This is a genomic window from Bdellovibrio sp. HCB337 (assembly GCF_047302465.1).
In the GTDB taxonomy this organism is placed as follows: domain Bacteria; phylum Bdellovibrionota; class Bdellovibrionia; order Bdellovibrionales; family Bdellovibrionaceae; genus JACMRP01.
Genome location: NZ_CP178621.1, coordinates 1,221,173 through 1,244,797, shown reverse-complemented (window position 1 = coordinate 1,244,797; position 23,625 = coordinate 1,221,173). Strand labels below are relative to the sequence as shown.

At 45.5% G+C, this 23,625-nt stretch carries 23 protein-coding genes; 11 read left to right on the top strand and 12 right to left on the bottom strand.

Annotation, left to right across the window (positions count from 1 at the left end):
• Window positions 1-5 precede the first annotated feature (5 nt).
• Window positions 6-401, top strand: a complete 396-nt coding sequence (locus ACLWBB_RS06010; RefSeq protein WP_413290704.1) for a group II truncated hemoglobin — start codon at window positions 6-8, stop codon at window positions 399-401.
• Here the strand turns inward: ACLWBB_RS06010 and ACLWBB_RS06005 are convergent.
• The 3 genes from ACLWBB_RS06005 to ACLWBB_RS05995 form a co-directional block, all read right to left on the bottom strand.
• The gene (locus tag ACLWBB_RS06005; RefSeq protein WP_413290703.1) at window positions 398-625 is read right to left on the bottom strand and encodes a hypothetical protein; all 228 of its coding nucleotides are present in this window, start codon (window positions 623-625) and stop codon (window positions 398-400) included. The genes ACLWBB_RS06010 and ACLWBB_RS06005 overlap by 4 nt on opposite strands.
• Window positions 626-671: 46 nt before the next feature.
• The gene (locus ACLWBB_RS06000; protein ID WP_413290702.1) at window positions 672-1,265 is read right to left on the bottom strand and encodes a hypothetical protein; all 594 of its coding nucleotides are present in this window, start codon (window positions 1,263-1,265) and stop codon (window positions 672-674) included.
• A gap of 63 nt (window positions 1,266-1,328) precedes the next feature.
• Window positions 1,329-1,748: a hypothetical protein gene (locus tag ACLWBB_RS05995; RefSeq protein WP_413290701.1), complete on the bottom strand. Its 420-nt coding sequence runs from the start codon at window positions 1,746-1,748 to the stop codon at window positions 1,329-1,331.
• 48 nt (window positions 1,749-1,796) lie between these two features.
• On the opposite strand from ACLWBB_RS05995, the gene ACLWBB_RS05990 reads away from it, so the two are divergent.
• The 5 genes from ACLWBB_RS05990 (at window position 1,797) to ACLWBB_RS05970 (ending at window position 11,868) form a co-directional block, all read left to right on the top strand.
• Window positions 1,797-2,534 (top strand): thioesterase II family protein, encoded by a 738-nt coding sequence (locus ACLWBB_RS05990; protein WP_413290700.1) that lies wholly within the window; start codon window positions 1,797-1,799, stop codon window positions 2,532-2,534.
• A gap of 70 nt (window positions 2,535-2,604) precedes the next feature.
• Window positions 2,605-3,498, top strand: a complete 894-nt coding sequence (locus tag ACLWBB_RS05985) for a hypothetical protein (protein WP_413290699.1) — start codon at window positions 2,605-2,607, stop codon at window positions 3,496-3,498.
• Between the two features lie 14 nt (window positions 3,499-3,512).
• Entirely contained in the window at window positions 3,513-9,569 is a 6,057-nt protein-coding gene (locus tag ACLWBB_RS05980) for an aminotransferase class III-fold pyridoxal phosphate-dependent enzyme (RefSeq protein WP_413290698.1), read from the top strand.
• 160 nt (window positions 9,570-9,729) lie between these two features.
• On the top strand, window positions 9,730-11,325 hold the full coding sequence (locus ACLWBB_RS05975; protein ID WP_413290697.1) for a tryptophan halogenase family protein: 1,596 nt from the start codon (window positions 9,730-9,732) through the stop codon (window positions 11,323-11,325).
• Between the two features lie 18 nt (window positions 11,326-11,343).
• Window positions 11,344-11,868 (top strand): hypothetical protein, encoded by a 525-nt coding sequence (locus ACLWBB_RS05970; RefSeq protein ID WP_413290696.1) that lies wholly within the window; start codon window positions 11,344-11,346, stop codon window positions 11,866-11,868.
• A 44-nt stretch (window positions 11,869-11,912) separates the two neighbouring features.
• Here the strand turns inward: ACLWBB_RS05970 and ACLWBB_RS05965 are convergent, their stop codons facing one another.
• Both ACLWBB_RS05965 and ACLWBB_RS05960 read right to left on the bottom strand, forming a co-directional pair.
• Entirely contained in the window at window positions 11,913-12,938 is a 1,026-nt protein-coding gene (locus tag ACLWBB_RS05965; RefSeq protein ID WP_413290695.1) for a hypothetical protein, read from the bottom strand.
• Window positions 12,939-14,600: an AMP-binding protein gene (locus ACLWBB_RS05960; protein ID WP_413290694.1), complete on the bottom strand. Its 1,662-nt coding sequence runs from the start codon at window positions 14,598-14,600 to the stop codon at window positions 12,939-12,941.
• An 86-nt stretch (window positions 14,601-14,686) separates the two neighbouring features.
• On the opposite strand from ACLWBB_RS05960, the gene ACLWBB_RS05955 reads away from it, so the two are divergent.
• On the top strand, window positions 14,687-15,295 hold the full coding sequence (locus ACLWBB_RS05955) for a 4'-phosphopantetheinyl transferase family protein (protein ID WP_413290693.1): 609 nt from the start codon (window positions 14,687-14,689) through the stop codon (window positions 15,293-15,295).
• Here ACLWBB_RS05955 and ACLWBB_RS05950 read toward each other — a convergent pair.
• Together ACLWBB_RS05950 and ACLWBB_RS05945 are read right to left on the bottom strand one after the other, a co-directional pair.
• Window positions 15,265-16,002, bottom strand: coding sequence for a HEAT repeat domain-containing protein (locus ACLWBB_RS05950; protein WP_413290692.1), 738 nt, complete (start codon window positions 16,000-16,002; stop codon window positions 15,265-15,267). The two genes, ACLWBB_RS05955 and ACLWBB_RS05950, sit on opposite strands and share 31 nt — an antisense overlap.
• 1 nt (window position 16,003) lies before the next feature.
• Window positions 16,004-16,858 (bottom strand): hypothetical protein, encoded by an 855-nt coding sequence (locus ACLWBB_RS05945; protein ID WP_413290691.1) that lies wholly within the window; start codon window positions 16,856-16,858, stop codon window positions 16,004-16,006.
• 113 nt (window positions 16,859-16,971) lie between these two features.
• Between ACLWBB_RS05945 and ACLWBB_RS05940 the strand changes: the two genes are divergently transcribed.
• Genes ACLWBB_RS05940 through ACLWBB_RS05930 form a run of 3 tightly spaced genes read left to right on the top strand, consistent with a single transcriptional unit; the run spans window position 16,972 to window position 19,728 of the window.
• The gene (locus ACLWBB_RS05940) at window positions 16,972-18,336 is read left to right on the top strand and encodes a dihydroorotase (RefSeq protein ID WP_413290690.1); all 1,365 of its coding nucleotides are present in this window, start codon (window positions 16,972-16,974) and stop codon (window positions 18,334-18,336) included.
• On the top strand, window positions 18,323-18,901 hold the full coding sequence (locus ACLWBB_RS05935; RefSeq protein ID WP_413290689.1) for an inner membrane-spanning protein YciB: 579 nt from the start codon (window positions 18,323-18,325) through the stop codon (window positions 18,899-18,901). Before ACLWBB_RS05940 ends, ACLWBB_RS05935 begins: the two co-directional genes overlap by 14 nt.
• Window positions 18,898-19,728: a DUF6279 family lipoprotein gene (locus ACLWBB_RS05930; protein WP_413290688.1), complete on the top strand. Its 831-nt coding sequence runs from the start codon at window positions 18,898-18,900 to the stop codon at window positions 19,726-19,728. Before ACLWBB_RS05935 ends, ACLWBB_RS05930 begins: the two co-directional genes overlap by 4 nt.
• Before the next feature lie 31 nt (window positions 19,729-19,759).
• Here the strand turns inward: ACLWBB_RS05930 and ACLWBB_RS05925 are convergent, their stop codons facing one another.
• The 3 genes from ACLWBB_RS05925 to ACLWBB_RS05915 all read right to left on the bottom strand — a co-directional run bounded on the left by ACLWBB_RS05925 (window position 19,760) and on the right by ACLWBB_RS05915 (window position 21,651).
• Window positions 19,760-20,365, bottom strand: a complete 606-nt coding sequence (locus ACLWBB_RS05925; protein WP_413290687.1) for a DUF4360 domain-containing protein — start codon at window positions 20,363-20,365, stop codon at window positions 19,760-19,762.
• Window positions 20,366-20,547: 182 nt separating this feature from the next.
• A complete protein-coding gene (locus ACLWBB_RS05920; RefSeq protein WP_413290686.1) occupies window positions 20,548-21,144 on the bottom strand; it encodes a hypothetical protein in 597 nt (198 codons plus the stop codon).
• A 39-nt stretch (window positions 21,145-21,183) separates the two neighbouring features.
• Window positions 21,184-21,651, bottom strand: a complete 468-nt coding sequence (locus ACLWBB_RS05915) for a hypothetical protein (protein ID WP_413290685.1) — start codon at window positions 21,649-21,651, stop codon at window positions 21,184-21,186.
• Window positions 21,652-21,812: 161 nt separating this feature from the next.
• Between ACLWBB_RS05915 and ACLWBB_RS05910 the strand changes: the two genes are divergently transcribed.
• Window positions 21,813-22,364 (top strand): NADAR family protein, encoded by a 552-nt coding sequence (locus tag ACLWBB_RS05910; protein WP_413290684.1) that lies wholly within the window; start codon window positions 21,813-21,815, stop codon window positions 22,362-22,364.
• Between the two features lie 36 nt (window positions 22,365-22,400).
• Here the strand turns inward: ACLWBB_RS05910 and ACLWBB_RS05905 are convergent, their stop codons facing one another.
• Both ACLWBB_RS05905 and ACLWBB_RS05900 read right to left on the bottom strand, forming a co-directional pair.
• Window positions 22,401-23,012 carry an FMN-binding negative transcriptional regulator gene (locus ACLWBB_RS05905; protein ID WP_413290683.1) on the bottom strand — a complete coding sequence of 204 codons (612 nt, stop codon included), beginning with the start codon at window positions 23,010-23,012 and terminating at the stop codon, window positions 22,401-22,403.
• Window positions 23,005-23,619, bottom strand: coding sequence for a GNAT family N-acetyltransferase (locus ACLWBB_RS05900; protein ID WP_413290682.1), 615 nt, complete (start codon window positions 23,617-23,619; stop codon window positions 23,005-23,007). The genes ACLWBB_RS05905 and ACLWBB_RS05900 overlap by 8 nt, the downstream gene beginning before the upstream one ends.
• Window positions 23,620-23,625: the final 6 nt, after the last annotated feature.

Genomic DNA, 23,625 nt, shown 5'->3' with positions numbered 1-23,625 from the left:
CCCCCATGGATGAAGCTAAAGCTTATGACCTCATCGGTGGGGAAGAAGTTCTCAGAAAAATCGTGCATCGCTTTTACGAAGTGATGGACACATTTGAACAGTACAAAGAACTCAGATCCATTCACGCTGAAAGCTTGAAAGATGCTGAAGAAAAACTCTTTATGTTCTTGTCTGGATGGCTTGGGGGCCCCAATTTGTTTATGGAAAAGTATGGCCATCCCCGCCTGCGCGCTCGCCACTTGCCTTTTAAAATTGGCAAAACAGAGAGAGACCAGTGGGTGCTTTGTATGGTGCAGGCTTTTGATGACGTGAAGATCGCCGAGCCCCTCAGATCCGAGTTATTGCATTCGCTATTAAAGCTCGCCGATCACATGCGAAATATTCAAGAAACAGAACCTTAAGTACCTACATGCGGAGTTTTTGGTGCGGTTTTTTCGATAGCACCGGCGTTTTTATGACGAGCCCCTGGTACGTGGCTCTCGAAACACATCACTGTACAGAAAACATAACCCGTGCGTTGGCCATTGCAAGTAGAGACGCTGCAGATGTAGTAGTTGGCTCCAAGACCGATGGGTTTTTTGCAGGTACTGCATTTGCGCCAGAAATTTTGTGGCGTAGAATCCATCACTCACCTTCCTTGTGATAGATTCTATTTAATCAAGAACTCAGGCTTAACGTAAAGGACATTCGCCTTTTTTCTGACAACGGACGAGGTGTTCGCGCAATTCACTCATCTCTGAAAGAGTGTATGGGATTTCCTGATTAAAGCCCTTACGCACCCCACCCACCTGGGAAATAAAGCGGAACGTCGTTAGACCGTGGAAATTGGCCTCTGTGAATTGAAATTCAGGGTCCTCAGATTCAAAATGAATCTTTTCCGGAAATTGCGTCAACGTCCACATAAAGCGATCACGCTGAACTTTGGCTTTGTCCATGGCGCTGCCGTAATCTCTCCAGCATTTTACTTCAGCCACAAGCTCTACGTGACGTGTGGCTTTATCAACCACGATCAAATCAAGCTCACCTATCGTGTTTTCTCCAGCATCGTATTTAACACCCGTAGTGATTGCAAAACGATCCTCTGGGAACTCGTCGAATGCCTGCAGACGAGCCACTTGCTCGCACACAGCACCCTCAGGCTTGTAATTTACGGGAACGGTTTTTAGATTTTCAAAAAGAGGCTGAAGTTTTGGGGAAAGTGGAGCTAATTGTTTAGCAAAAGAAATCGAAGCAAAAAGTGAGATTAGAATTAGCAAGCTTTTCAAAGGTCCCCCCGGTTTGAGAGAACCCTCTAACAGCGATGGCAGTTCTTGTCCAGACTAAGGAGCCTAAGCCCCCATATAGAGCAAATAATACCCATAGGAAATAATGCCCAAAGCCACAGTTCCGCAACTGACGGGGATCACTTCAAGATATTTAAAAGGCAGATAGATAGCTCCTAAAATTAGAAAGCTTGGGACTCCCCACATACAAACCAGCCAGCAATAAGATCCCACCATCTTCATGGTGTCTGATACCGGGATCAAATCAATGTGCTGCCCGTACAAAATCGAAATCATTGGCAGAGCAAACATGGCGATATGAGCCAGTCGGGTCATTCTGCGCGGCAAATCCGTATAGTTTGTGTGTCCTGGAGGAGTTTTAAAGGGGCCCGCGAAAGACCACATGCCTATAATAGACCCGGAAATAATCCCCAAGATAATCGTCATCCAACCAAAAGCGATATTGATCTGTCCAAAATGTGTCATAGTGGTTATAGTGTGAGAAATAATTTTGGATATATCAAACGATAAATTATGACCCCAGTGCTTAGAAAAGTTCCCAACTCTTCGGGACAACAAAGACTGATCTTCTTTCACCATGCTGGCGGCAATGGGGCGCAGTACTTTCCCTCTCTGAAACCGCTTATTTCTAAGTACGAAATTTATTGCATGGACTTGCCGGGACGTTTTTTTCGTTCCAATGAAGACGCATTTACTAATATGCAGGACTTGACCAAGGCCCTAGCCGCCCAAATCTTGCAACTCGATACTAAACCGACATTTCTGCTGGGACATAGCTTCGGTGCTCTTGTAGCTTACACACTAGCCTGGGAGCTTGTGAACAACCCTGCCGCTCAACTTAAAGCTCTGGGACTGTCGGCACTAAAGGCGCCGATTGTGGATCGCAGTCAGGGTTATGCAACGATGGCGACACTTTCTGACGAAGCTTTAGTTCTTGAAATTGAAAAGTTCGAAGCTCTTCCCGAAGTTGTTAAAAGAGAACCCACGATTCTGAAGTTTACTCTGAAAGCTCTCCGAGAAGACTTCACCATCATGGCAAGCTTCAAGAACACGCATAGCCACGAAAAGCTCGCAGTACCGAGCTTGATTCTCGGCGGCGATTCAGATCCGCAGGTGACCGAGCAAGATCTTGAAAAATGGAGCACTCTCGTCGACACCCGGAACAAACCATTGATGTTTACGGGACATCATTTTTACCTGTTTTCTCACTTTGAGAAGGCCGTAAGCAACCTAGCGACTCTCGAAAACTAGACCTCATGAACTCGACTTAAGTTCCCTTTTTTCACTCCGATAGTCCAGAGTGAACCCAAAAGGAGAGCCCATGAAGCCATTGGATTTATCCATTTTAACCTTGATGAAACAACTTGAAACCAAAGACCTAGACCATCCTCGTCAGGTCGGACGCGCAGCTATCGAAGCAACGCTAACTAAGGAAGAATGGCAACGCAATGTCGCCTTCACCCAAGAGTTGCAAAAGATGATCAACAAACACAAGCTCTGCCGTCATCCAGTCATCGGCCTTTTGAATACTGAGAAACTGAATAAAGAAATCAGTAAAGTCATTCACTTTGAATTCTCGTACGCTTTTGCAGAAATTTTTACGGACTCTCTGATTCAGGCAATGATCACTTCGTCGTCTTTGGAAAAACGCTTGGGCCCTATGGGGAAAGTTTCTTCCCGCTTCTTGTTGCAGCTCAATCTTTTGGACGAATTGGGTTTCAAACCAAAATCCAACAACGCCGATGATGATGACTACTGTGGCAATCCATTCCAAGCTCACTATCTTCAATTTAGCGAAACTATCGAGCAACTTGGTGGCAAGAGCGCCGATGTTTTGAATTACAAAGCATCGACGGCTGCAAAAGCAGCACGCGCAAGCTTCACAGACAACTATGGTGACCACCTAACATTGACATGTGTTTTAGCGGTTGCTGAAACCGTGTTCTCGTTGTTTGCGGGCCCTTGGGCAAAGAGCGTAAGTCTTTCTACGGACATCGACGTTTCTAAAGGTTACCACAAAATTCACGTTGAAGATGACCATGGTCATTTCGTCGACGACGATCACTCTGAAGACTCGTGGTACATTTTCCGCCAAGCTGTCCAAGAGAAAGACTTTGAAGACATTCGTGACAAAGTTTCTCAGTGGTTGGATATGTGGTACGACTTCGGCGATCAGGTGATCCACATCGCACAACAAATCAACAATAAAAAATAGTTCTGAACGGAACCATGAAACCACTCAGCCAGAGTCAAATCTCTGACATCCTTATTGAAGAAATATCCTCTGTGGCAGGTCTTGCCAGAGAGGATGTATTTCTTGAAAAGGGTTTTGCTGAAATGGGGATTGAGTCTTTGCAGGCGGCTAACATCATCGACCGCGTCGGAAAACGCATTGGTAAAGATATCGATGTGGCGATGATGTTTGATCATCCAAATATATTATCACTCGCAAAGTTTCTAAGTAACACTTCCGTGAACACACTAAAAACATCGAGTGCAGTTCACTCCGAAAAGTCTTCAGAGCCTTTGGCCGTTGTCGGTATGAGCTGTCACTTTCCGAAGGCCGCAAGCCTTCAAGAGTTTTTCGAACTCCTTTCCCGTGGAGAGGACGCGATTAGCGAAGCTGGGGTCCAACGCTGGGGCGCTCGGGCTCAAGGGGCCACTAAGTTTTTAGGCGCCATAGACGGATTTGAAAAATTCCCTGCAGATGTTTTTGGTATTTCTGATAGCGAAGCGCTCAGTATGGATCCTCAACAAAGACTTCTTTTAGAACATACTTGGTATGCTCTGGAAGATGCTGGCTACACTCCCCGCGAACTACGCGGAGCCCGCGTCGGTGTTTTTGTTGGCATCAGCGCCTCCGACTATTCGTTTCTTTTAAAGAATACCAAAAGCGCAGACATCTTTGCAGCCACCGGCAATGCCCATTCGATCGCTGCAAATCGTGTCTCTTACTTTTTTGATTTTAAAGGTCCTAGTGTCGCCGTCGATACTGCGTGCTCCTCTTCTCTGGTTGCGGCAGATTTAGCATTTAAGTCTCTCTCGCATGGGGACGTCGATATTGCGATTGTCGCCGGCGTTAATTTGGTTTTATTGCCAGACGTCAGCGAAGCATTTGCGCAAGCGACAATGTTATCTCCTCAAGGCCGCTGCAAAACTTTTTCGAAAGATGCCAATGGCTATGTTCGTGGCGAAGGCGTTGGCGTCGTCGTATTAAAACGTGTCTCTGCGGCGCTAGCTGCAAAGGACCGTATTTATTCCGTGATCAAATCTACAGCCGTCAACCAAGACGGTAAATCCAGTGGGCTGACGGCACCTAATGGTTCTGCACAAGAAGCCGTGATCCAAGAAGCCTTGAATAAAGCCCAACTGCTTCCGGAGCAAATTCACTATCACGAAGCACACGGGACAGCGACCTCACTCGGAGATCCCGTTGAGATGTTGGCACTTCAAAGAGTCCACCACGCGCGCTCTGAAAATGAACCTCTTTATGTAGGCTCCGTAAAAACCAATATTGGTCACTTAGAATCTGCGGCCGGTATTGCCGGTCTTATTAAGGTTTCGCTGAGTCTGTACTATAAAAAAATATTTCCACACTTACACCTTGAAGATAGTCGTCAGAATTTAAACCCACAACTGATGGGAAAAATTTCGCGCCTGCACATTCCGACGGTTTTAGGGGACTGGCCAATCAGTGCCGGGCCTCTTCGGGCCAGCGTCAGCTCTTTTGGTTTTGGTGGCACTAACTCTCACGCGATTTTAGAGGAAGCTCCGACACCGGTAGATAGTCCTACGAATATTGCTACGAATTTAAATGTCTTCCCTGTACTTATGGGATTTTCAAGCAACACCATGCAAGAAGCAGAAGCGGGATTCCGCGAAGTGCTCAGCACTTCAAGCTTTTTGGATCCACGAGATCTTGCTCAGCAGGGTCTTGCAAGTCTTAGCCAGCGCCTAGAAAATCCAGAACGCATTCTTGCCTATATTCACCGTGAGGAAGACGCTGGAAAGCTATTAACTGAACTCAAATCCGGTGGCACTTCTAAGCGCTGGGTGCGTGTCCAACGTCGCCACTCGACGCCACCGAAAATTACGCTCTTTTTTACGGGGCAAGGCTCTCAATATACCGGCATGTATGAGCCACTCTATACTAACGATCCTCACTTCAGAAAACATGTCGACGGCCTTCTTTTGCGTGCACAGATGTACTTCCCTCTCAATCTTTATTCTGTTTGGAAAAACAAAAACCACGCATCAGACCTCGCGCAGACGGATTATGGACAGATTCTTCTGTTTGTTTTCCAACTTGCGTTGGCCCAAACACTGACACAGAAATACCAGCTTCACTATGACGTCCTTTTTGGTCATAGCTTGGGTGAAATCATCGCGGCTGTCTTTAGTGGCGTTATGAGTGAAGATGAGGGTATTTCGCTAGTCGCCTATCGTGGGCGACTGATGAGAAAAACTAATCCAGGTGGCATGATTGCCGTTTTTGCAGCCGAAGAAAAACTTAAAGAGCTTATCCCGAGTAATCTTAAGTACGATGTGGCTGCGTTCAATGGCCCAGAGCTTCAGGTGCTCTCGGCCGATCAACCGAACATCGACGCCATTGAAAAACATCTGACCGAGAATAAAACCCGTCACCGACGTATGATCGTACAACAAGCTTTTCACTCTTGGTTGATGGATCCAGTTCTTGAAAGATTTCATAGTTCTATTCGAAACTTTACTTACCGAGCGCCAACAACTCCGCTTGTTTCGTCTATGACAGGCAGCTTGCTTGAACCTGAGCAGGTTCTAAACGCTGACTACTGGGTTCAGCAGCTACGAAATCCTACGCAGTTCCTGAAAGCGGTTCGTAGTCTGGAAGAATACAAAACTCAGGTATTTGTCGAGTTGGGACCTCAACCGACTCTAAATCCTATGGCGCAAAGGTTCTCGTCTCATCCAAAAACTCAATGGGTTCATTTCTTTGAAAAGAACTCTGAGAACTTGGATGTTTATTTGCCCGCTCTACTGAAGCTTCTTGGCGAAGGCTGGGCCCACGCTAAGTCTTCACAGCGAGTTTATGATTTACCTAAATCCCGCTTTGCAAAAAAATCTTACTGGTTAGGCACTGTTCAAAAACAGGAGGTTCCTGTGGCTGCTCCAACAACTTCTCATCGCCGCGAAGAGATTCTATCAAAACTGGTAGAAATCGTAGCTTCGGTTATGCGTATCCCCGCGGATGAGGTCCCTGTCAGTGAAAATCTGGTGGACATTGGCGCTGACTCGTTGGTGTTGATGAATGCCTTACAAATGGTCAAAGACGTTTATCACGTCAATGTCCCTGTTGCAGATGTTTTCAAAGATTTAAACTCTTTGATGAAAATTGCAGATTACGTTCACGCAGAATTGCCACAAGAATCCGCAACCCCAGCTACAGTAAGCCCTACCCTTCAATTTCCGTCTATGACAGGTGCCACGGTTCCAAATGATGTTTTGCAGGTGATCCAACAACAGATGCAAATCATGAATCAGCAATTAGCTCTTCTTCAGGGGCAAGGTGTTGCTCCATCTGCAATGCCGACAATAGATACTCCTTCTGCGACAAAAGTACAAAATAAGTCCGAACGAGCTTTTAGCAGTCTTGGAAAAGAGCAACGCGGTGTTTTAGGAAATTTCAAAAACGCAGCGACGAAAGAGAAGAGCAAAGAAGAAACTCGTGAAAAAGAACTTCTCCTTAAAAATTTCATCGAGAAGTTCAATAAAAAAACCAAGAAAACCAAAGATCATGTTCAAAAGTACCGACAGACACTCGCTGATAATCGCGTCAGTGCCGGTTTCCGTCCCAACACTAAGGAGATGATCTATCCAATTCACTTCGAACAAGCGAAGGGCAGTCAATTTACTGACATCGATGGAAATAAGTACGTCGACTTCACCATGGGTTTTGGCGTAAACCTCTTTGGTCACTCTCCGGATTTCATTGAAACAGTTTTGTTAGAACAAATCCGTAAAGGCATGGCCGTGGGTCCTCAATCCTCACTAGCCGGTGAAGTTTCAGCTCTTATAAGTGAGCTCACCGGACAAGAGCGCGTGGCTTTTGTGAATTCCGGGACTGAAGCTGTTATGACAGCTATTCGTTTGGCGCGTGCCGCGACAAAAAGAAGAAAGATCGTGATTTTTGACGGCTCTTACCATGGTCACTTTGATGGGGTTTTGGCTCGCGGAACTAGAGACTTAAAATCTATTCCTGTCGCTGCAGGTATCACAGAAAAATTCGTAGATGACATCGTCGTTCTAGAATATGGCCATAGCGAGTCCCTTAAAGTTATTCAAGAACTTGGCGAAGAACTGGCAGCAGTTTTAGTAGAGCCGGTACAAAGTCGCTTCCCAGAGAATCAACCGCGCGACTTCTTGCATGCACTTCGTAAAATCACGGCCGATAAAGGCATTGCTTTTATTTGGGATGAGGTCATCACAGGTTTCCGCATTCACAACGGCGGAGCTCAAGCGCACTTTGGCGTCAAAGCGGATCTTGCTTCTTACGGAAAAGTTTTGGGTGGCGGTCTTCCCATTGGTGCCGTCGCTGGAGCTTCTAAATACATGGACTTTATCGACGGAGGTTACTGGAAGTTCGGTGATGAGTCCTACCCTGGCAATGATATGACGTTCTTTGCCGGCACTTTCTGTAAACACCCGCTCGCAATGGCGGCGTCACTTGCGGTTTTAAAGAAGCTAAAAACTGAAGGCTCTAAACTTATTCCGGAATTAAATGAAAGAACCGCGAAGCTTTGCGCTGACATGAATAAATTCTTTGAAGGTGTAGGCCTTGAGATTCGTTTAAATAACTTTGGCTCACTTTTCAGGTTCAAGGCTAATTTGAATTTGGATCTGATGTTTGCCATGCTGAATGAGCAAGGTTTCTATATCTGGGAAGGCCGCAATCTCTTCATGTCGACCGCGCATACCGATGAAGACATCACGCGCTTTAAGAAAACCATTGAAGACATTACGAAAGAACTAATAAAAACGGGCTTCTTCCCAAGCCAAAACCAGTCTTTTATTTCGCACCAAGAGCGCTTTTCGAATCTTACACGAGTGTCTGAGTTCGGCTCTTCAGCTTCCAATATCTGCGTCAGTGCGAAAGTAAAAGGTCATTTAGATCTAGAAAAACTTGAAAAGGCGCTTCAGTATCTGGCCGCGCGCCGCGACCTTTTCAGATGGCGTGCTGATGTGAGTAGCAATAGCCAATGGTTTGAAAATGCCAATGCCAAAGTTCCATTTCAGTTTACCAGCCTGCGCGAGGAAAAACGTCCGTGGAAAGCCCTGGATGATCACTTGTACAAACTCTCTCAGATTCAATTTCAGTTGAAATCTGAAGTTCCCATGCGCGTTCATGTTTATGACGCCGTTGAGGAAACTCATGTCATGGCTATTGTCTGCCACCATTTGGCATTTGATGGTTGGACGATGACGCTATTCTTTGAAGACTTAGCGACGGTCTACAATGCGTTTCTTAAAAACGAAGATCCCCAACTCCGAGAAACTCTTCCTTATGACAAGTTCTTGAAATCCCGACAGGAGTGGTCGCAACCAGAGCGTCAGGCCGAAGGCCGTCAGTACTGGCATCAGCAGTTCACGACCCCGGTAAAACTTCCTAGCTTTGAAAAACAAGACGTGGCGGACCTAAAAACTTACAAAGGTCAGCGCATCGTCTTTGACTTGGATATTAGACTTTACAAGGGGCTTAAAAAATACTGTCAGGCCAATAAGCTGACGCCATTTATGTTTTTGCTAGGTGCTTTTACAAAAACCCTGATGCAAAAGTTTGCCAAAGAAGAAATAGTCATTGGGGTTCCGGCTGCAAACCGTGACCACCAAGGATCTGACAAGATGTATGGTAATTGTGCCAATGTCCTGCCCGTCAGAATCAAAGGCAATACACCAGAGCCTGCCGTCTTCTATGGCGTCGTTAAAAGTCAGTTGATCCAAGCCTATCAAAACATGAACTATCCCTACGAGGAGCTTCGTAAAGAGATCTCTTCTGTTTTTGACGTTTATTTTAACCTCGAGCCCACTTCGGACCTGCCAAAGTTTGATCAGGCAAGCTTGATCATCTATCCGTTTCCTATTGCCGCCAGCGAGTATCCGCTGATGCTCAATATCACAGACTTTGAGCACTACTATCACTGCGAATTTGATTTTCAGTTTGAATACCTGACAGATGATACCGTCTTAGAACTCATGGACGAACTTAAGAAAACCATCAAAGCCATTCTTGGCCCACTATACGTCGCCTAGAATGCGCTTCGTGTTAAAAATACATAGTAATTAGCCCTATCATGCCTCCCACAAATAATGTCCGTAGGAGAATTTTCCAAAGCGCAAGCTCTGCTCAATGCCCGTTTGAAAAAGAGCTGAAAAAATGCTTTTATGGGACCTCAAATTACGAGGGATTCCGATGGCTTCCATTACTGACCATATCGAAAATGCGTTTGATCTAAGTTACACTGAATTTTCAAAGTTCCCGACGACGGAAATCAAAACCATCGGCATCTTGGGTGGCGGAACAGCAGGCTATTTAGCTGCGTTGGCGCTGACTAAGCTCCATCCTCACATCAAAACTTCTGTTATCGAATCCAGCAAAATTCCGGTCATTGGAGTCGGCGAATCTACGACGACAGAGATCGTACCGTTTTTGCATCGCACGCTGGGAATTGACCCAACGACTTTCTTCCGTGAGGTCGAACCAACGCTAAAGCTTGGAATTAAGTTCGATTGGGGCTGCCCTGGGGACTACCATTTTAATTTTAATTTCTTTGCGGGCCATCATCAGGAGTCCTACTACTACGAAGACTCAATCAATAACGCCAACTGGTCATCTGTACTGATGGACCACAACAAAATTCCAGTTTTGCGTAACAAAGATGGTTCGCTCATTTCATTGCTGCAAAGTATTCCGTTTTCTTACCATATTGATAATAAGAATCTGATCCGTTTTTTGAATAAGACTCTGAAACAACGTCAGATCCCAATCATTGACGCGGAAGTTGTGAAGGTAAATCAGGACGAAAATGAATTCGTTTCGTCTCTTGAAACAGACAACGGTCAAAAGCTTTCTTTTGATCTTTATATCGATTGTTCAGGCTTCCGTTCACGCGTTCTAGAGCAAGCGCTTAAAACCGAGTTTGTGCCGTTTAACTCTACTTTGATCAACAATCGCGCACTGACATTTGATACTCCTAACAACGATGTGATTGGACCTTTCACTCGTTGTACAACAATGAACAATGGCTGGTGCTGGACAATTCCGATGCGTAAAGAAAACCATCACGGATATGTTCATTCGACGCTTTACTGCGACGAAGAAACGGCACTAAAAGAAGTCCGTGCGAAATTTGGCCCTATTGAAAAATACAAAATGGTGGAATTCCGTTCGGGCCGTCACAAACAAGCTTGGAATAAAAACGTATTTGGTCTTGGCAATGCTTACGGTTTCGTCGAGCCTTTAGAGTCGACTGCTATTCAAACGGCCGTCCACAGCATTATGACTTTGTGTCGTTTAATGCCAAACAATCATCAAGATCGCGCTTCCATTGCGGCGCTCAATCAAGAAATCGCTGTTACTTGGGATACCTTCCGTTGGTTCCTCGGTATTCACTACAAATACAATAAGCAACTGGATACGCCGTACTGGCAATGGTGCCGCGAAAATACCAACATCGGAGATGCGCAACTGATTGTCGATCTTTTCAATCAGCGCCAACCACTCTCTTCTAGCAACCTTGGTACAAATTCTCCGTACACAGCTTTGGAATCACTAGTATTCAACAGCAATAGCTACGACACCCTCTTGTACGGTCAGAAGGTGGCAAAGCCTGTAAAACCTAGAATGCCTAAGGAAGAGTACCTAAGCCGCACGTATTCTTATCAAGAGCTGACAAAAAATGCATTAACACTGCATGAGCTCTTTAAGGAAGACTACTTGTTCTCGAAAGGTTTGCTCGAACAGCTTTTTGACGATCCAGATACATGGATCGTAGAGACGGAAGCCTAGATGATTTTGAACACCTCTATGAAATCACTCTTGATGTTAGTCCTTTTATTATCCGTTCAGGGTGCTCGGGCCTCTGAATACCGCGATGATCTCACTGGTCAGGAAGCCTTTATTTTGTTTCATAAAACTATGAAGCAATTGGCAACTGATATCCAAGTTTGGATCCCCCAAAGCCAATCCCAAGTTTCTAAATCAAGATCTTCGGTGGCTGGCAAAGCTTGCGTGCAAACTAATAATCCAAAATCCTGCGAAGTGGCCATTCACGAATTAGCCACGGCATCAGTGGTGCCGATTCGTGATCGTTTTATTTATAAATTGGCAGAGGATCTAAAAACCAAATACCAATTTGACGTACAGACCGGGTTGAGAATTTTCCAACTCAATTCTGCCTTAAGATTCTTGGCAAAACCTGAAGTCTATAATGGCGTCCCAGCTCCTAAATCCTTCAACCACAATACTTATAAGAGCTTTGTTGCCGACATCGAAGGATTTCTTGAGCAGAAGAATATCGACCTAAAAAAAGCGCTGCCAATGATCCACTAGCGCACATGATGCGCTAAATGATCACAGACAAACAGAATTTTGAGTTATTTTTTGCAATCTAAAATTTGATTGTCAAAGACACTGCCGATGAGCAGACGATTTTCTTCTAACGGCATCGCAATACTCGCACTGGATATCTCATCCCCTTGATTCGCATACAGAATGATACTTTTTGATTCTTTCGCATTGAGATCAGAGTATTCGATAATCTGCGACGGCGCTTTGATCGCGCGATCTTCGCTTTCTTGTTTCAGCGTTAAGAGTTTCGGGTGTGCCGCTACAAAAAGCTTCTCGTGAGCCCAGCGAATATTATCAGGTCCCCCGTCGACATGAAGGGTTTTAACGTATTGGGGTTTTCCAGAGCTGATATCGTAAACACGGACTGTCTTCTCAAGCATACCAGCCACAAACAGAGTTGTTTTTGCCGTATTCAGCGTAAGGCCGTTAGCATAAAAAACACTAGGAATAACTAAATCAGCTTTCTTGCCATCAAAAAACGACACATAACCCGTCGCATGGCGAAGATATTGAGTCACCTTCTGAACAGGCTTGCGAGGAGTCCCAAAGTCACTGGTGAGATAGAAACGATCTTCACTCAACACGGCTATATCGTTGCCAGATTGAAAGAATGGATCAATTAAGGTTTTCAAAAAGAGTAACTTATCTCCACGATATTCAAAAACCTCTACAGTAGTCTCAAAATCGGTGCGGTGGTTGACGGCATACACGAGAGTGCGCTCGGCAGTTTCAAAAACATCGATGCCATGAGGACGAAAATCAAATTCCAATTCTGGCTCGGGTTTAAGTTTTGTGACTACACGCTGAACCGGATCATAAACATGCAGATCGCCCTCACCGCCATCGCGAGGCTCGGCACTGATAATGACTTTTCCGTTCTGCAAAAGCGCGAAATCTTCGGGACCTAATAGATTCCCTACCTTCTGACATTGGCCGTAAGCTACGGGTGTAATTTGTCGAAAGGCCCCGGCATCTTGCAAAAGTTTTTGGACGTAAAAGGCTAAGGTCAGACCAACGGCCCCAAGAATGATCAGCTTCGTATTTCTTTTCATTTAGAGAAGTCCCTTGTCGATTTCATACTGAACCACATGACGTTTTACTTTTTGGCTGCTGGTCATTTGAAACGGTGTCTTACGAAGACGAATTTCCTGAGGACGCTTATAAGGCGCCAAAACTTCGCAACGTTTTTTTAGATCTGCCGTAATCCCTTGCACGCGCTCAGCATCCCAAACTTCATCACGAAGCTCAATGATAGCGACAAGAATTTCTGTCCCTTGTTTTTTCACAAGCGTAAGACAAGAGGCTTTGAGTTGCGGATTCTGCTCTAGAATCTCTTCCACTTCTTCGGGCTGCACTTTTTTGCCACTTGAAAGCACAATCAAACTCTTGCGACGTCCGACAATACTCAAGTAGCCATCGCTATCCAAAGTTCCCAAGTCCCCCGTCCTAAACCACCCTTGAGCGTTTTTTGCTTCGGAAGTTAAAACAGGTTCACGATAATATTCAGTAAATACATTCGGTCCTTTAACCCAGATTTCTCCGACGTTGGGATTTTCGTTGTCCCCGGTCGCAACAATTTTTACATCGACACCCGCAAGCGGTTTTCCGACGCTCCCGTCACGGTGATAATCGGCCGTGTTGACGGCAATCACAGGACCCGTTTCGGTCAAGCCATAGCCGTTATAAACCGGCCAACCGACCGCACTAAAAAAGCGGGCTGTTTTGACATCCAACGGAGCTCCGCCTGAAACAAAGAACTCCAAGGTATCACTGAGAGCTTCGCGAATCGGTTTAAAAAATACTTTAGCGATACGTTCAGATTTCAAACGTTGATTCAAGGCCATTGCTAAACGGAAAATCAAACGCTTCATCAGCGGCTGATTCTGCACTTTGGCTTCGACCGAATTTTTGATCAAATTCAAAAATAACGGAATGGTGAAAAAGCGCCGCACTTTACGCTCTCGTAAAATCTGCTGAATGTGTTGAGGATTAACACTTTGTGAAAGACAAAGTTCGTAACCACCCTCCATTGTCACGAAAAGCCCCGAAGAAAGACCATAAACGTGATTTAAGGGCAGCAACGAAAATAGCACACGAAGCTCTTCTGGAGGAGGTTCGAAAGAATAAGCTAAAATTCCAGCCTCATACAAAACCGCTGATATCGGAAGCACAACGCCTTTAGGTGAACCCGTTGATCCTGAAGTATACAAAACTAGATCCGACATTCTATCAGATCTGGCAGGAATCTCTTCCAAAATGCTTTCTGAAAATTTCGCAAAGTCCGATAAGCGAATGAGTTTCACCTGGTGATCTTTCACAGCTATAAACTGCAAAGCCTTTTCCCACCATGCATCACTGACAATCAAGTGGCTTCCCTGGTAGTGAGACAAGACTGTGTCGATCTCGTGGGGAGTCCATTTAATATCTATCGAGCAAATCGTACTACCCACAGAAAGGGCTGCAAAGAAATTGGCAATCCAATCAACGGAACTTTCTCCAAGCATCGCTACACGAGAGTCAGCGCCAATCCCTGCAACGGCTTGGCGTCTTCTAAGATCGTTTACTTTTGCTAAAAAATCTAACCCCGTAATAGAGTTAATATTGGCGCGCCCCGCAGAATCCAATTCGAGCACAGAAAACTGCGCTCTGTTGCCAAACTTGCGACAGCTTTTCTCTAAAAACTCTTGAATGCTCGGAATCTCTAATTTTTGCATGGAGTCCTTATTTTACGCAGATGAATCGAGACTTACAATAGCGATGAAAGTCTTGCTATCTTCGGGAACCCCGCTAAGATCAGACTATGATTCAAGTCTACCAAAAAAGCCTCATGGATCTAGACGATCCCCAATCGTTCCGCAAAGAAGCCAGAGACTTTCTAGTGCAATGTTTGGCGCAGTTTTTAGGTGCTACCATTGAATCTCTCGCGCTTGAACATTTGCCCTCAGGTCGTCCCGTCCTTAGAAACCATCCCGATCTTTCTTTTAGCCTGAGTCACTCTGACACTGCAGTTGCCGTGGCTTGTTCTCGGATCTTCAACGTCGGCATCGATATTCAACACGTGAGTCCTTTTAACGAAAATCTTTTCAAACGCATCTGCGCGCCTCAAGAACTGCAAAAAATTACTCAGAAGGACGCACAGAGCTTTTACTATTTTTGGACAATTAAAGAAGCTGCGATGAAATGTATTGGCCTGGGATTTCAATACCCTATGAACAAGATTGAAATCGACTCTTCAACTGGCAAGATTCACTTGCTAGAGAAAAAAGAGTACTCGATGGCTTTGAATTATCATTGGGATCATTTGGAGTTTGCGGAGTTCAAGGCCCCCGCAAACTTTCGAGGGCATGTTGTCTGGGCAGTGCACCCAGAACATGCGAATTATAAAGCTAACTTTTCTTTACGAGCGTAATCTTTCCACAACAACACCAATTTCTCGCGAGTCGAATTGTTGTCGCCCAACTTTACGCCTGTGAGCTTTTCCATTCCACCAACGGCTGCGGCTTGGACACGGGTATCTTTATCATTTAAAAGTCTATTGAAGATCTTCAACTCGTGATCCGCAGGGGTCTGAGCCATCGCATCCACGATTTGAGCGCGGATCCAAAGGCTCTCTTTATTGCGATAGTTGTATTTTTGATTCATTTCTTCCCAAAGAAGGTCACGCACTTCAGGGCGCGGATTTTTTTGCAAAACATCTACAGCCGCAGAACGAACCACTAAAGCTTTGTCTTTGAGTAACTTCTTTGCAAGTTTCTGAGCTTCGCCCTGATTCACTTCTGCTAAAGCCACCAAAGCGGCATTACGCATGAACCATTGCTTATGAGCTCCTGCTTTCAGCAAATCTGGCGTCGCTTTCTCGCGACGGCCTTCAGCTGCCAACATCAAAGCTCTCCAGCGAAGGCGCATGCTTTGATCTTCTGCGAAAGCAACACTGATAAATTCTTTGTACATATCTTCGGTCGTCGTCAAAACCGCTTGGCTGCGATTTTCAGGTGGAAGATTCAAAATCTCCATCACCTTCGGGCGAAGATTTGGTTTTCCTGCAGGAATGGCTGCGAAAGTCGCAGCACTGGGGATCAAAGCCAAAACGGCTGCTTTAAAAAGGATTTGTTTCATATCAACTCTTCTTGTTGAAGTTTTCAAATTCTTCGAGGAGCTTACTGTCGTCAGTTTTAGGAGCTTCTTCTAAGGTGCCAGATTTTTGTCCCTCAACCGCTTTTGCGAATTCTGCCATCAAAGAGTCATCAATCGCATTTGCAGCTTCTGCAGAAGGCTCAGGAATATTTGGCGCTGGCGCTGCCGCCGCAGCCGGTGCAGGTTCAGAAGCTGGCGCCGCCGCCGGAGCTGCTGGTGCTGCTGGAGCACTCGAAGGAGCTCCACCGCCGCCACCTGCGCGAGCTTCTTCAAGCTCTTTTGTTAAGCGGGCATTTTCTTCTTTAAAGAATGAAAGATCCGCGATGTCTTCGCTGATGATTTCATACTCTGCCAAACGAGCTTCTAATTCTTTAATACGCGCTTCGTAATCTGCGCGTTCTTTTTCAGCCAAGCCCGCTGCGGCAGAAGCTGCTGCTGCAATTGCTTCTGCACTTGGACCACCAGTGCCCGCTTTTGCAGCCGTGGCTGCCTGAGCGGCTTTTTCTTGAAGAACTACGATTTGTTTTTCTTTTTCTTCAAGCGCTGCCTTCAAAGTTCCAAGCTCTTGCAATAATTCCGTTGGAGCACCATCACCACCAGCTGAAGCACCAGAAGCTTTCAATGTGGATTGTTGATCCAAGATTTTCTGCAATGTTTTTTCGATGTGTGCGGTGTTAGCACCTGCACCAGCGCCTGAAGTGTCAAACGTATCTACGCCGCCTTTGTTGCCAAAGAACGTACGATACGCCAAGTAAAGCGCCGACAAAAGGATCAAGGCCACCAAAGTTTCTATGATGGTCGCGTTATGATGACTCCAAAATGCCAAAAATTTTTCCATGCTTAGAATAATTCTCAGTTTCTTTGCTCATAAGGTCAAGAAAGCTTATAAAAACCGGGTCTGGACCAAAGGAGGGTTCACATGCTAGCGTGTGGGGACAAAGCGGGGATCTTATGCCACAAACTCCATTTGATTTAATTCTTAAGAATGCCACGACCCTTGTGCCGAACCCGTCAGGTCCGGGACTGATCGAAGCTGGAATCGATGTTGCGATCAGAGACAAACGCATTGCTAAAATCGGCGCTGATCTCAAAGAAAGTGCGAACAAAATTCTGGACCTTAAGGGGCTACATCTGCTTCCGGGAGTTATCGATTCTCAAGTTCACTTCCGCGAGCCGGGACTTACTCACAAAGAGGACTTGGAAACAGGAACTCGCTCTGCTGTTTTAGGCGGTGTTACGACGATTTTTGAAATGCCAAACACGGCGCCTTCAACGACGACTCAAGAGGCCTTTGAGGACAAACTTCATCGCGCGCAAAACCGCTGTCATGCCAACTATGCTTTTTATATGGGTGCGGCTGCAGAAAATGCTTCTGAATTAAAAAAACTAGAACTTCTCCCCCACTGCTCTGGTGTCAAAATTTTTATGGGAAGCTCTACGGGAAATCTTTTAGTCGATAAAGATGAAACTTTAGAAACCATTCTGCGATCAGGTCATCGTCGCGTGATCGTTCACTCGGAAGACGAAGCCCGTATGCGCGAGCGTCGCCATATCGCCACGGACTCTCAGGATGTTCATATGCATCCCGTATGGAGGGACGCCGAGTCCGCACTGATTTCTACAAAACGTTTGATTGCTCTTGCTCGCAAAACCGGTCGCAAGGTTCACGTACTCCATGTCTCGACTGGCGACGAAATGGACTTTTTGCAAGAGCAAAAAGCTCAAGTTGCAATGGATGATATCACCGTCGAAGTTCTGCCTCAGCATCTGACTCTGTTTGCTCCGGATTGTTATGATCGTTTGAAAAACTATGCTCAGCAAAATCCACCGATTCGTGAAAAGCGCCATATGGACCGCATTTGGAAAGCACTTTTAGACGGCACTGTGGATGTGATTGGTTCTGATCATGCGCCACACACACGCGAAGAAAAAGATCGTCCGTACCCGCAAAGTCCTTCGGGAATGCCCGGAGTACAAACGCTGGTGCCAATTATGCTCAATCACGTAAACAACGGACGCTTGTCACTGACGCACTTCACGCAACTGGTGACGGAAAATCCACGCCGTATTTTCGGAGTGAAAAATAAAGGCCGCATTGAAGTTGGCTACGACGCTGATTTCACAGTGGTCGACATGAAAAAGCAGCGCACGATTGAAAATAGTTGGATTGCAAGTCGCTGCGGATGGACTCCGTTTGATGGCATGAAAGTTCAAGGCTGGCCAACCCACACGATTATCGCTGGCGAAGTGATTATGGAAAATGACACCGTGATTTTGCCTCACAGAGGTCAAGGAGTGGATTTTGAAACCCGCTAATGGCAAAGCCGCCGCCCTGTCTTTCTTTTTTGGCGGGCTTCTTCCTGTTATCGCCTTTACAGTTATCGAAGAAAAATACGGAATCGTCGCGGGTCTTATCGCCGGGATGGTTTTTGGCTTCGGTGAAATTATTTACGAACTGATTCGCCATCGCAAAGTTTCAACGATGACTTGGGTGGGAAACGGACTTTTGTTGGTTCTAGGTGGTGTCTCGTTGATTTCGAGTGAAGGCATTTGGTTTAAGCTACAGCCTGCACTCATGGAAGGTCTGTTTGCATTTGCAATGTGGGGATCATACCTGATTAAAAAACCACTACTCGTCGTGCTCGCAGAAAAACAAGGACATCAGTTGCCTGAAGTTGTAAAGACGAAACTCGCCGGAGTGACTTGGCGCACGGGCTTTTTCTTTGCGATTCACACAGGGCTTGCCGTGTGGGCAGCTTATGACTGGAGCACAACAAATTGGGCTTTGTTGAAAGGCATCGGTCTTACAGTCACTTTTATTATCTATTTGCTCATAGAAGTCTTTTATCTGCGGCAATCTGTCGCTAAGATGAGGGAATGAATAAATTCCTTTTAAGCCTTTTTTGTTTTCTTGGAATTATCAGCTGTACTCGTCTAGATATTGCAGTCAATTGGGCTGATACCTATATCGCTTCTCAAGTAGATGACTATTTTGATCTAAGCTCGCAGCAGAACAAAGAGCTTAAATCAGATCTGAAACAAGATTTACGGAAAATTCGTAGCCAGCAATTCCCGATCTGGGCGAAAACCTTGCGCCAGCTTGAAAAAGAAGTCCGCGCTGGCACTCTGACGGAAGCCGGTTTTGCAAAATACTACCGCGATGCTATCGCGGCTTCTCAGCATCTATTGCCTATGTTTACCGACACTGCGGTAGAATTTATTTCTTCGGCAAGCGCTGAACAGTTAGAGCATTTTGAACGGGCCATCCGAAAAAAGAACGTAGAGAATGAACAGAAGATTCAAAACAGCGAGCAGGCCCGTAACGACTCCCGTAAGAAATATCTTCGTTGGATAGAGATGTGGATTGAGTCTTTGACGAAAGACCAAGACCAACTTTTGAACCAGCATTTGAACAACAACCCTTTCCCCGCACGCGCACAAATCAAAAACAGAACTCACGTCCTTGAGAAGTTTACCGAGGCTCGCAAGTCTCCGGAGAGCCTCCAAAACTTTGTTCGCAACTACTATACTGATAAAAACCAGTACTCAGATCCGAACTACAAACAAGCTCTCACCGCCTATCAAGCTGACCTTGAAAAGTTTGGCTACCAGCTTTTAAACTCCTTGAGCGAAAAGCAGAAAAGCCTTCTCTGCGAAAACCTCACAGAGAAAGCTGCACTTCTTGAAAAACTCGCCCACAAGGAGTAAGGGGCGAGCTTCTCGTCCAAAACTTAGATAACTAGATGCAACGTCTCCACTGAAGGTGGTAGATCAAGCCAGATGTTAAATCGGCAGAGTCTACAGTGATCATAGTTTGATCTTGCTGACGGTTTGTTTGCGCCATTACTGAGCTGTTTACGCGAAGATTCACGCTAGCTCCGCACGGAGTCCAAACAAGTGTCTGAGCCATCAAACCATCAGAGAAAGTGTAGTTGTCTGTTTGAGGACCAGAGTAAACACGAGAGAATCTAGGACCGCGAGAACCTGCCCAGAAGTACTCAGTGTCCATACGAGTGTATGCACCACGAGCTGGGATCAAGTTGAACCCACGATAATCCACTTGGAAAATCGCTACGCTGTACCCTTGTGGAACATGAACTGGAATCGAGATGTTACACGATTTACGATCGACAGTTTTACCTGTCATCGCACCAGCTTCCGCTAGGTAGCTATCGAAAAGAATACTCAGAGCCGATTGATCCGGACTCAATGTCACACTGGCACTGCCACCAGGACAACCTGTACCGCCATAAGCTGGCTGGCCCAGTCTAAGTCCGCTTTGTGCTTGTGCTGCTAAACTTCCTGCAACTAACAAAACCGAAAGAACCGAAGATAGAATTCTCATAACTAAAATCCCCCTTTAGTGGTTATTGGTGGTTTCATTTTTCTGAAACGTCACACGCAATGACACTAAAGCAAAAGCGAGGCCAACCTTTTCAGAGGCACTTCGCGACCGGTGGGTTTTGACACTAGAAATGAGCACCAGTTTTTTCGCAGAGCGACAACTGGTGCCGAATCGATACGAGACTACTTAGAGGATTCTGTAGAGAGTTGAAGTTTAGCTTGAAGAGCTGTCGCTTTGATTTCTTCTGATACTTTTGCCGATGGGTAGGAGAACTCTAATTTCTCTTTGTCTTTGATATTCATAACGCTATTCCATGAAACGTAGGTGTCGGCAGGAAGGTTTGCAAGATGCATTTTCAGGTTTCCTTCGCTGAGTTTGTTCTCGAGCAACTGTTTGGTCTCTTTATTCGCATTCGTTCCAGGCAGAAGGGCATACCAGTAGTAGCCACTATGATCTTTCCAGCTATAAAGTTCTGCCCCCTTCATCAATTGTTGTGGTGGCAAACCAATATTTTGAGGTGGAGGCAAATGAGGTTGGCAATAATTGTAGAGGACTTCCTTGAGATTGAAGGCATTTTCTAGCTTTGCTTTTTGCGCTTTCGAGCAATTCGAGACCTCATAACTTAAAACTTCGCAGACACTGTTATTTTGATACTTCGTGAGCTTCGCTTTTTCAAGCTCAGCCATATACTGCCCGGCCGCAGTCGCGACCTTCAAGTTGCAATCCGCAAAAGAGTTCAAACCAAACACTAAAATAAAAAATGGGATGATTGTTTTCATCCCATAAGCGTCGCTAAATTCTAGAAAGTGGTCAAGAAACTACTTCGGAGTCGCAGTTCCTGTGATGCTTAGGCTACCGCCACCGCCACCAGTGTAATACCAAGAGCAAGCTGCCACGATATTCATTTTGCCCGTAGTTTTGTCATAAGATTCTACGCGCACGAACATTTCCCTGTTACGAACACGCGAGAAAGAGTCATCATTTAGCTTGAACGAAAACGTTGCGCCCGGAACCATTTCCATTTTTTGTGGAAATCCACCACCCGAGTTTAGGCTGCATACGGAGTGAACAAAGATACGACTATCGAGCTCGATCCACTTCCAATCCTGCTCGATACTCACAACCGACTCAACCGGAGTGCTCCATTTTGCATTGTGGTGATTGCCATCGAACCAGTATTGTTCGTCATACGTCAGATCAAAAGCATAGTTTTGCTCAACCGCAGACGCTTGAGAGCCAAAACCGACAAAAGAAATCAAAACCGCCACAATGCTTAAAAACTTCATGGGAACTCCTCATGGTGAATTACCGCTAATTTCCCCACTCCTTACAGGCAAAATCAAGCCCCTGTTCCATACATAGTGTTCCGTCAGAATGTTCCTGGGGCCACGCTTAAATTGGCCTTTTCGTTTGATCATCCCTTCAACTTCGGAATAGGATTCGAGGAATGAAAGCTATCTTTTTACTCGTCTGTCTTATGGCAGCGTCTTGTGCCCAAAAAAATGTCGGTAAAGCGGAGAACTACAAAACTCCTATCACGGTGTATCAAGAAGAAATTCTGGATTTCTATTCAACAAAAGAGCCTTATGGCGAGTTTTCAAACTTTGCCCCCTACCCGGTCTTTGTTGACGAAAAATGGTGGCCTACCAGTGAGCACTATTACCAAGCTCACAAGTATGACAAAGACGACTTAATCGCTTGGGTGCAAAGTGCTCCTTCGCCGATGGAAGCGGCCCAACGCGGACGTGATAAAGGCATTCCAAAACGTGCAGACTGGGATCAGCGCAAAGATGAGTTCATGGAAAAAGCCGTGATAGATAAATTCAACCGCTATCCAGATCTGCAAAAGTTACTACTTTCAACTGGCAACGCCCGTATCTATGAGCATACTAAAAATGATTGCTATTGGGGTGACTGCGGCGACCGCACCGGAAAAAATAAACTGGGAATTTTGCTAGAGAAAATCCGCGAATCATTGAAGGCAAAAGTACAAAACTAAAAAGGCTCCGTTTCTGGAGCCTTTTCCCACGAGCTACTAAGACCGAGACTTGATCATCCAGTTGTACATTGTCCGGTCTGATTCTTTATTACTATTGCTTAGAAAATTTGAAACTGCATCATAGTCTTCAGAGCCGCGATTTTGACTGAGTTTAAATTTCGCCTCGACATTAAGAACTTTAATCCTAATCCCGACAATCGCAGACTCTAAACTCTCTTGTAGCTTTGGCGGAAGGTCATAAGACCAATTCGTTCCATTCCCTGCCTCGAAAAACCTTACAGAGTCATTTAAAACCTTCTTTAAAGACTCCGAATCCGAAAAATGTTCTGCGACGCCATGAACTTGAACAGCGGCATAATTCCAGGTCGGCACTTGGTTTTTGCCGACATATATCGTTGGCGAAATATACCTCTGGGGGCCTTGAAAACTAACAAGCACATCCCCTACCAAACGTCGCCACTGAGGGTTTGCTTTCGCACAGTGGGCAAGCAAATACGTGTCTTCTCCGTCTTGCTCTACTAAGAAAGGTAAGTAGTTAGCTTCGAGCTTCTGCTCAAAATTGGAAATTAACAGCCCCAATGGGTATTCGCGAATAAGATCCAACGCCAGGTTCGTGTCTGCAGTTTTTGAATAAGGTGGTCTATACATATTTCTCCAGATACCAGTTTAGTGTTGATTTAATATTTGGCCATTCTGAGTCCAAGATTGAATACACTTTGTAGTCACGCTTTCTTCCGTCCGGCAGAAGGCACGCATTTCTGAGTTCACCTTCGTATTTGGCCCCCAGTCGTAAAACTCCCCTTTGGGAACTAAAATTTAAGGCGTCGACCCTAAATTCGACTCTTTGGCATTGAATCGTTTCGAAAGCATGAGACAGCATCAGAATTTTAGCTTCCGTATTTACAAAGGTTTTCTGCCACTGATCACCAATCCAAGTCCCACCTATTTCAAGATATCTGTGCATTCGATTAAGTCCCATGAATCGACTCATCCCTACAGCTTCACCGGTGGACCTAAGGACCATCGCGACACTGCTTCCTAAACCCTCTTTTCGAACCTGGAAAGACCTTAAAATAGCCTTTTCCATGTCCGCCCTTGTCCTGCTTTGCCAGTGGACGAAATGCCATGATTGAGCCGACAAAAGATTTTTTTCCAAATCGTCCAGATGCTTTAGGGCCAAAGGCTCAAGTCGCAGCTGCCTTCCTTCTACAAAAAGGGGTTTTACCCAAATATCTTCATTTTGTTCCTGATTCATGGACTT

Coding starts and splice junctions, on each gene's coding strand:
- ACLWBB_RS06010 (WP_413290704.1), top strand. CDS start 6: ATGGATGAAGCTAAAGCTTATGACCTCATCGGTGGGGAAGAAGTTCTC.
- ACLWBB_RS06005 (WP_413290703.1), bottom strand. CDS start 625: ATGGATTCTACGCCACAAAATTTCTGGCGCAAATGCAGTACCTGCAAA.
- ACLWBB_RS05995 (WP_413290701.1), bottom strand. CDS start 1,748: ATGACACATTTTGGACAGATCAATATCGCTTTTGGTTGGATGACGATT.
- ACLWBB_RS05990 (WP_413290700.1), top strand. CDS start 1,797: ATGACCCCAGTGCTTAGAAAAGTTCCCAACTCTTCGGGACAACAAAGA.
- ACLWBB_RS05985 (WP_413290699.1), top strand. CDS start 2,605: ATGAAGCCATTGGATTTATCCATTTTAACCTTGATGAAACAACTTGAA.
- ACLWBB_RS05980 (WP_413290698.1), top strand. CDS start 3,513: ATGAAACCACTCAGCCAGAGTCAAATCTCTGACATCCTTATTGAAGAA.
- ACLWBB_RS05975 (WP_413290697.1), top strand. CDS start 9,730: ATGGCTTCCATTACTGACCATATCGAAAATGCGTTTGATCTAAGTTAC.
- ACLWBB_RS05970 (WP_413290696.1), top strand. CDS start 11,344: ATGAAATCACTCTTGATGTTAGTCCTTTTATTATCCGTTCAGGGTGCT.
- ACLWBB_RS05965 (WP_413290695.1), bottom strand. CDS start 12,938: ATGAAAAGAAATACGAAGCTGATCATTCTTGGGGCCGTTGGTCTGACC.
- ACLWBB_RS05960 (WP_413290694.1), bottom strand. CDS start 14,600: ATGCAAAAATTAGAGATTCCGAGCATTCAAGAGTTTTTAGAGAAAAGC.
- ACLWBB_RS05955 (WP_413290693.1), top strand. CDS start 14,687: ATGATTCAAGTCTACCAAAAAAGCCTCATGGATCTAGACGATCCCCAA.
- ACLWBB_RS05950 (WP_413290692.1), bottom strand. CDS start 16,002: ATGAAACAAATCCTTTTTAAAGCAGCCGTTTTGGCTTTGATCCCCAGT.
- ACLWBB_RS05945 (WP_413290691.1), bottom strand. CDS start 16,858: ATGGAAAAATTTTTGGCATTTTGGAGTCATCATAACGCGACCATCATA.
- ACLWBB_RS05940 (WP_413290690.1), top strand. CDS start 16,972: ATGCCACAAACTCCATTTGATTTAATTCTTAAGAATGCCACGACCCTT.
- ACLWBB_RS05930 (WP_413290688.1), top strand. CDS start 18,898: ATGAATAAATTCCTTTTAAGCCTTTTTTGTTTTCTTGGAATTATCAGC.
- ACLWBB_RS05925 (WP_413290687.1), bottom strand. CDS start 20,365: ATGAGAATTCTATCTTCGGTTCTTTCGGTTTTGTTAGTTGCAGGAAGT.
- ACLWBB_RS05920 (WP_413290686.1), bottom strand. CDS start 21,144: ATGAAAACAATCATCCCATTTTTTATTTTAGTGTTTGGTTTGAACTCT.
- ACLWBB_RS05915 (WP_413290685.1), bottom strand. CDS start 21,651: ATGAAGTTTTTAAGCATTGTGGCGGTTTTGATTTCTTTTGTCGGTTTT.
- ACLWBB_RS05910 (WP_413290684.1), top strand. CDS start 21,813: ATGAAAGCTATCTTTTTACTCGTCTGTCTTATGGCAGCGTCTTGTGCC.
- ACLWBB_RS05905 (WP_413290683.1), bottom strand. CDS start 23,012: ATGTATAGACCACCTTATTCAAAAACTGCAGACACGAACCTGGCGTTG.
- ACLWBB_RS05900 (WP_413290682.1), bottom strand. CDS start 23,619: ATGAATCAGGAACAAAATGAAGATATTTGGGTAAAACCCCTTTTTGTA.